Here is a 4,238-nt window from a genome sequence, read left to right as displayed (position 1 = left end):
GCCGTCGTTCTTTACTTCGAGCCCTCAGCAACGCAGAATCTGAAGTTCTCAGGCTTTCCCGAAGGGTAAACAACATGGCAAAATAGATATCATCCTTTTCAGATTGTTATTCGTTGTTTGCCCTATTGTTTATGCGACTTTGTGGTTATTCTGATAGATCGGCAATCTCTGCCTGGGTAACCGCGGTGAGCTCATCCGGCGTCATGCGCATCATGGCGTTGATGTCGCCGCCGCCCCCGTACAGCGTCGTGAGGCCGGTTACGGCCGTGTCGACGAGGGTGCGCATTTTTTCCTTGTGACCGAAGGGGGGCATGCTGCCGACGATGTACCCGCTGATGTCGAGGGCCTGATCCGGGGCGGCGAACTTGACCTTTTTGCGGCCCACGCCCAGGTAGGCCGCCAGTTTCCTGCGGTCCACGCGCGCCAGCCCGTTGTTGATCACCAGCAGGGGGCTGCCGTTCACGTGGAAAACCAGCGACTTGATGATCTGGTCGGTTGCCACGCCGAGGGCGCGGGCGGCGTCGCCGACCGTGGGGGTGTGGGATTCCAGCCTGATAATGGCGGCGTTTACATTGTGACGGTCGATAAACTGCTGGAGATCACTGCTGTTCATTGGCAGTCCTTTTGGTCTGTTCATTACTGTTGTATGGTTATTTTCACCTAAACTGAGCGTATCAATAAGAGGCGCTTAACCTGCCCTAAAATAGGGTTCAAGGATCCCAGGGGTCAAGGGAAAAAGCTCATAGGTCATAGATCATAGCTCGTAGCTCACAGGTCACAGCTCATGGCATGCTATCTGCTATCAGCTATGAGCTACGAGCTACCCTGGTCCCACGGAAGATCCAAACAAAGGAGGTTCTTGCATGGAAGTGGCCAATTTCAAGGACAAGGAAGACGTGAGCATCGAAAAATTTCCCTTCAAGGGGCGGCCGCGGGACGTGATCGGCACCAGCATCCGCTGGCTGTCCAAATGCGGCGACGACGGCACCGGGTACCCGGAGTACGGTCTGCGCTACTTTACCATTCAGCCCGGCGGTGAGATTCCCGTGCACAACCATTTCTACCACCAGACCATGTACATTCTGGGCGGCCGCTGCGAGTGCTACCGGTACGACATGGAGACGGAAGAGAAGCTCGAGACCTGCCTCACCGGTCCCGGCGATTTCATCTACATTCCCAGCATGGAACCCCACGGGATGAAGAATGTCGGGGAGGAACCGGTCACCTTTCTGTGCTGCATCGCCAACGTGTATGCGAAAGAAGAGGTCGTGTGAGGCGGGGAATTTTCACCTAATCTGAGCGATTGTCGAGAGCCTGCCCCTGCCAAACGAGGGGTTGCCGCTATTTGAACCGAGATAGCGAGCGCATTCCCTGCAGCTTGCTGCGGGGAGTGTTCAATCCATTTGAAAGTAAATGGAAATAATGGTTCCCTAAAATAAAAAAGGTCGAATGCTATGAGCGAACAGGAGACGAACCCGGTCAATGCCGTTGACGAGTCCGCAATTCATTGCCCCAATTGCGGCCAACCCTTGAAGCGGATGCGCTGCCGCATCGACGACTCCGAACTGTATTGCCCCCGCTGCCGGCACGCTTTCGACCCCCGGACAATTGGGAAAAGAAATATGCGTTGACAAAATATTTCTTTAATGGGGAAGTTATTTATATATTTATCAACGTCCCTAACGTCTAAGGGAGGCGGATGACCCCGATACCATTCACCCTTTTAAAGGAAACGTTCAACATCCACCGCCTGCCGCCTGACGCGGCCGTTCCCAAAGGTGTGCTCGAAAGCCCCTTTTTCGCGGTCGTACGCACCCGTGAGGAACTGTCCATCGTCGTGCCCGCCGCGGTCAAGCTGGCCGGTACGGAAAGGGAAGCGGGGTGGGCCGGGATCCGGGTTCTGGGACCCTTGGACTTCGGCCTGACCGGCATCCTGGCCGGGATGGCCGGGGCGCTGGCTGAAGAAGGGATCAGCATCTTCGCCGTGTCCACCTTCGACACGGATTACATCCTTTTTAAAGAGGCGGTCACGGCGCGGGCAATCGAGGCGCTGACGGCGGCCGGATACCAATATATTGACAACTGACACGCATGAAATCAACCACCTTCGGCGAAAGCCGAAAGCTCAGGATTCAAGGGGGAGAAAGCTGATAGGTCATAGGTCGTAGCTCATAGCTCATAGGTAATAGCTCATAGGTCATAGTTCATAGGTCATAGCTGATAGCATGCCATGAACTGTGAGCTATCAGCTACGGGCTCATTTTTGTTGGGATAATTGTAGCGGCGACTCGTCGCGGCGCAGCTCGTAGAGCGAAGACGGAAGTCGCGGTTCATAACATCGTGAGTCATGATTTTATGAAATGCTGGAATTTTAGCCAATACTGTGCAAGGATAACCGTAAAAAAAACCATCCCCCTGAACACTCGAGTGGGGATCTTGACACAGGGTGTGCCTTGACTAACATCGAAACGGAGTTTGAATTATGGGAATGAAGGTATTGATTTCGAGAAATGGCAAGCTTTTTGGTGTCCTCCTGTCCGTTGCCCTGCTGGTGCTGGTGGGCTGTTCCGGCGGCGGAGGCGGCGGGGACGATGACGGCGACCTGCAGACCTGGTACCTGGACAGCGACGGCGACGGCTATGGAGACCCGGCAATATCATCCGAGGCCGAAACCCGGCCGGCCGGCTATGTGGCCGACAACACGGACTGTGACGACGGCGATGCCGCTGTCAATCCGGGCGCTGCCGAAATATGCGCCGACCTGCTGGACAACAACTGCAACCTTGACATCGACTGTGATGATAATGACTGTTCCAGTGGTACGGTCTGCACTGCGGACTATTACAACAGCCTGGGCATGGGCTTCAACCTCATTCCCGCCGGGACGTTCACCATGGGCAGCCCGGATACCGAATTGGGAAGGGATCCCGATGAAACCGAACACCAAGTCACCCTGACGCAAAATTTTTACATGCAAGTGACCGAGGTGACCCAGGGGCAGTGGGAGGGAGTGATGGGCACAAATCCCTCCCGGTTTCAGAATTGCGGCCCCGGTTGCCCGGTCGAGCAGGTTTCATGGCAGGATGCCAATGATTTTGTAGACGCCCTGAACCTTTTGGGGGAAGGGACCTATCGCCTGCCCACAGAAGCGGAGTGGGAATATGCGGCGCGGGCCGGGAGCGCAAGCGCTTTTGCAAACGACGGCATAAGTACCCAGTCCTCGGAAGCATGTGCCTTTGAAGAAGACCTGGATGTTTTAGGATGGTATTGTTTCAATGACAGCGTGTCTTATCCCGGTTGCGAGGATTTTAGCCCCGGAGGGCCGGATTGCGCGGGAACGACCACCGTGGGGCAGCAAGATGCCAATGCCTGGGGGCTTCACGACATGCACGGCAGCGTGTGGGAGTGGTGCCGCGACCGGTATGGTGACTATGCAGGTGATGAAACGGATCCAGCAGGGCCGGCTACAGGGGAGAAAAGGGTCATTCGCAGTGGTTCTTGGTTAGGTGTGTCCAAAGCCTGCCGCTCGGCTAATAGAGCTGTCTCGTTGCCTGCAGAAAGTTTTAATACTCTTGGCTTCAGGGTGGTGTTGGATCCGAATTCAATCCCCTAATGTTTTTCAATGGCCCGCATGGGAAAGTCGATAGCATTTAGGTTGCAAAGGTTATGCGGTCGAAGGCAGACGGCCACGGGTTTACCCGTGGTTGAATGAATTCATCCAATCAATCACGTGAAAGTTTGCCTTGGAGTGTGAATGGTTGACCGGTCAAGGGCCGAAACAGTAAGGATTCCGGGCATGCCCGGGTGATCTATTTCAACCGTTATTGTCGTTTGAAAAACAGCGGCTTTCGCCAATAAAAAAGCGGAACGGCAGCTTGCCGTTCCGCTTTTTTTGGTGGCTATTTTCAGATTATTTTCTGAATCTTCTTCTTCCAATTCCAGCCAGGCCGATCAGCCCGGTACCGAGGAGCAACATCGTCGCCGGTTCTGGAATCGTTTCTCTTTGCGGGACAAAGCGTGTCCAGTTATAGTCTACGTCAAGAAATGAAATGTGGCTCACATCCTGCCCGGTAGAGGTGGCAGCGTCCAGCAAGCCATCGGGTCCGAAGTCACCTGAGCCGAGAATTCCATAATCGATGTAGGCGGCATGCCAGTTGCCATATTTGAGTATATAGACATTCCAGTCGCCATCATCGAGATCCGTCGTATTAGCTGAAACATCCCAGTCGACCAGCGTA

Annotated in this window: 5 protein-coding genes; 3 read left to right on the top strand and 2 right to left on the bottom strand. The window is 54.5% G+C overall.

What is annotated here, in order from left to right; genetic code table 11:
* Window positions 1-145: 145 nt before the first annotated feature.
* Window positions 146-613, bottom strand: a complete 468-nt coding sequence (locus tag LJE94_12235) for a YbaK/EbsC family protein (protein MCG6910879.1) — start codon at window positions 611-613, stop codon at window positions 146-148.
* A 250-nt stretch (window positions 614-863) separates the two neighbouring features.
* On the opposite strand from LJE94_12235, the gene LJE94_12230 reads away from it, so the two are divergent.
* From LJE94_12230 to LJE94_12220, 3 genes are all read left to right on the top strand, one after another.
* Window positions 864-1,274 carry a cupin domain-containing protein gene (locus LJE94_12230; GenBank protein MCG6910878.1) on the top strand — a complete coding sequence of 137 codons (411 nt, stop codon included), beginning with the start codon at window positions 864-866 and terminating at the stop codon, window positions 1,272-1,274.
* A gap of 425 nt (window positions 1,275-1,699) precedes the next feature.
* Window positions 1,700-2,086, top strand: coding sequence for an ACT domain-containing protein (locus LJE94_12225; GenBank protein ID MCG6910877.1), 387 nt, complete (start codon window positions 1,700-1,702; stop codon window positions 2,084-2,086).
* 396 nt (window positions 2,087-2,482) lie between these two features.
* On the top strand, window positions 2,483-3,613 hold the full coding sequence (locus tag LJE94_12220; GenBank protein ID MCG6910876.1) for an SUMF1/EgtB/PvdO family nonheme iron enzyme: 1,131 nt from the start codon (window positions 2,483-2,485) through the stop codon (window positions 3,611-3,613).
* Window positions 3,614-3,910: 297 nt separating this feature from the next.
* On the opposite strand, the gene LJE94_12215 is transcribed toward LJE94_12220, so the two are convergent.
* Window positions 3,911-4,238: PEP-CTERM sorting domain-containing protein (locus LJE94_12215; protein MCG6910875.1), on the bottom strand; the 328-nt coding region annotated here is incomplete at its 5' end.

The organism is Deltaproteobacteria bacterium (assembly GCA_022340465.1).
Lineage (GTDB): Bacteria > Desulfobacterota > Desulfobacteria > Desulfobacterales > B30-G6 > JAJDNW01.
Note: the sequence above shows the minus strand (reverse complement) of the source record. Positions and strands in the feature narration are given on the sequence as shown.

Bases quoted from the DNA above. Each gene is read 5' to 3' on its own strand.
- LJE94_12235 (MCG6910879.1), bottom strand. From the start codon at position 613: ATGAACAGCAGTGATCTCCAGCAGTTTATCGACCGTCACAATGTAAAC.
- LJE94_12230 (MCG6910878.1), top strand. From the start codon at position 864: ATGGAAGTGGCCAATTTCAAGGACAAGGAAGACGTGAGCATCGAAAAA.
- LJE94_12225 (MCG6910877.1), top strand. From the start codon at position 1,700: ATGACCCCGATACCATTCACCCTTTTAAAGGAAACGTTCAACATCCAC.
- LJE94_12220 (MCG6910876.1), top strand. From the start codon at position 2,483: ATGGGAATGAAGGTATTGATTTCGAGAAATGGCAAGCTTTTTGGTGTC.